The organism is Photobacterium sp. BZF1 (assembly GCF_014349205.1).
Taxonomy (GTDB): Bacteria; Pseudomonadota; Gammaproteobacteria; order Enterobacterales; family Vibrionaceae; genus Photobacterium.
In genome coordinates this window covers 1-2,257 of the sequence record NZ_JACSOF010000282.1, presented here as the reverse complement: position 1 = coordinate 2,257, position 2,257 = coordinate 1, and the positions used below count along the sequence as shown (strand labels likewise).

The following is a 2,257-nucleotide window of genomic DNA, read 5'->3' as shown; positions in this document are numbered from 1 at the left end:
CCGCCATGACAACCTGCCATTTAAAATTGTCGGTATTTTAGAGCCAACGGGCACACCGGTCGACCGTAGTGTCCATGTTTCCCTCCAAGCTATCGAAGCAATTCACGTCGGCTGGGAAAGTGGGGCTCGGCTAGGGCCAACACCGGATGCTGAAACCCTTAAAGGCCATGAGTTCGAGCCACAACAAATCACTGCATTTCTTGTTGGCCTAAATTCCAAGATCCAAACCTTTGCCCTACAGCGTTATATCAACACCTATACCAAAGAGCCTTTGAGTGCCATTATGCCTGGTATTGCTCTTCATGAATTATGGGGAATGATGTCTATCGCCGAGCAGGCATTATTGGTTGTATCTGGCTTTGTCGTCGTCGCTGGCCTACTGGGTATGCTGACAAGCCTACTCACCAGTTTGAATGAACGACGCCGTGAAATGGCTATCCTAAGGGCTATGGGCGCGAGGCCCGGTCATGTTTTCTTCCTGCTAACCAGTGAAGCAACGCTGCTCACCGCGCTTGGGGTGGTCGTCGGTACCTCACTGCTTTATTTGCTACTTGCTGTGACCCAACCCATCATCCAAAGCCAATTTGGCTTGCTGATCCCTATCACTGCGCCAACAACTCACGAATGGTTCCTCTTAGCACTGGTCCAGTTAGCTGGTATGCTAGTCGGAGTTATTCCAGCAATACGTGCCTACCGACAATCATTGTCTGACGGCATGACAATAAAGGTATAAAGAGATGAAAAAATGGTTACTCGCACTGTGTTGCTGGTTTCCACTTGCCGCCATGGCAAGTGAAGCTTTGACGCTGGACTGGATCGACCTAGTCCCTGAAAAAGAGCGGGCCCAGTTCAATGCGAACCAAATGCCGATACTTGATCACTCCGGTGGCGCAGGCCAACAATCTATGATTGGCAGCGTGCGTACAGAGCTAGATGGCAGCAAGGTGAAGATCCCTGGCTTTGTTATCCCTCTAGAGGGTGATGACAAGCAAGTCACTGAATTCCTCTTAGTGCCTTACTTTGGTGCCTGTATCCACGTACCGCCACCGCCGCCTAACCAAATCGTCTATGTTAAGTTCCCACAAGGCGCACCAATCCAGCAATTATGGGATGTGGTTTATGTGGTTGGCACCTTGAAAACTCAGCCCGTTAGCCACGAACTTGCCGAAGTCGGATACTTGCTTGAAGGTAATGCCATCGAAGACTACGATGACATGTAAATACGTTATGGCCAGCTTACTCCAAGCTGGCCATTCTTTTTAGGGGTAATACACCAATGGATGGCCAAAGCGAAACTGCACTACCCACAACCATTGATTCTTCCAAGCAACAAAAAGCCAAACCTAAATCCTCACCAACCGGAATCATAAGTAAAACGGCTAAGGAATTAGGTGTTGATTACCTGATTTCTAAAGAAGGTCTTCCGACTCTCAAAGAAAGACATGCACAACGCTTGGCACAACAGCAACACACCCAGCAAGAGAACCTCGAAAAGATTTTCAAGCTTACCTTCGACAGTAGCCAGCCCGACAAAACCAAAGATATCGACCCTGATTGGCTAAGTCACTTTATGGCTATTGCCAGTAATATCCGCAATAATGCTATGCAGCACTTATGGAGCCGTATCCTAAAGCAGGAATTTATTTCTCCAGGATCGGTATCTCTCAAAACACTCGATACCCTGCGCAGCATGACCCACAGAGAAGCACAGGTCTTCCATCGCGCCTGTACGCTGGCTTGTCATTTTGGCAATGACAGAAGCAAAAAGCTCCTCACCGCACTAAAAGCCAAACACCCGCTATTACCACGCCTGCTCGCACCGAAAATACACAAAATCAACCTCGGACACTTCTCCCTACCTTATTCCGATATGCTGATCTTGCTCGAATTAGGGTTAGTGCTCAAAAGTGAGTTAGAGTCTGGAGAATTAGCTGCTGGGATTGCCTTGCCATTTAGTTATCAAAACCATACCTATCAACTTACTCCCAATCAAAAAGGACTCAGTTTCACCTATTACCGGTTATCTCCGACCGGTCAGGAGATAGCCGAGTTACTGGGAAGTAAAGTCCACGAGCCATTCAGAGAAACCATTTTAGAATTACTCGCTTCTTATTTTATTGTTGAGGGGGAGTGAGAAGCGGGTGATAAGTCTTGGGTCGGGTCCTGGGTCCTGGGTCCTGGGTCCTGGGTCCTGGGTTGATATGACCCCCGTAAAGTAGACACGGGGGTTAATTTCTCAGTTCGTACATCATGGGAC

Annotated in this window: 3 protein-coding genes; all 3 read left to right on the top strand. The window is 48.2% G+C overall.

The genetic code is table 11. The annotated features are described in order from the left end of the window. A partial coding sequence (locus BIZ37_RS29925; RefSeq protein WP_187464641.1) for an ABC transporter permease occupies positions 1-733 on the top strand: 733 nt, incomplete at its 5' end. A 4-nt stretch (positions 734-737) separates the two neighbouring features. Beyond that, complete coding sequence (locus BIZ37_RS29920; protein WP_187464640.1) at positions 738-1,220, top strand: DUF3299 domain-containing protein; 483 nt, start codon at positions 738-740, stop codon at positions 1,218-1,220. Positions 1,221-1,276: 56 nt separating this feature from the next. Continuing rightward, complete coding sequence (locus BIZ37_RS29915) at positions 1,277-2,134, top strand: TIGR03899 family protein (RefSeq protein ID WP_187464639.1); 858 nt, start codon at positions 1,277-1,279, stop codon at positions 2,132-2,134. Positions 2,135-2,257: the final 123 nt, after the last annotated feature.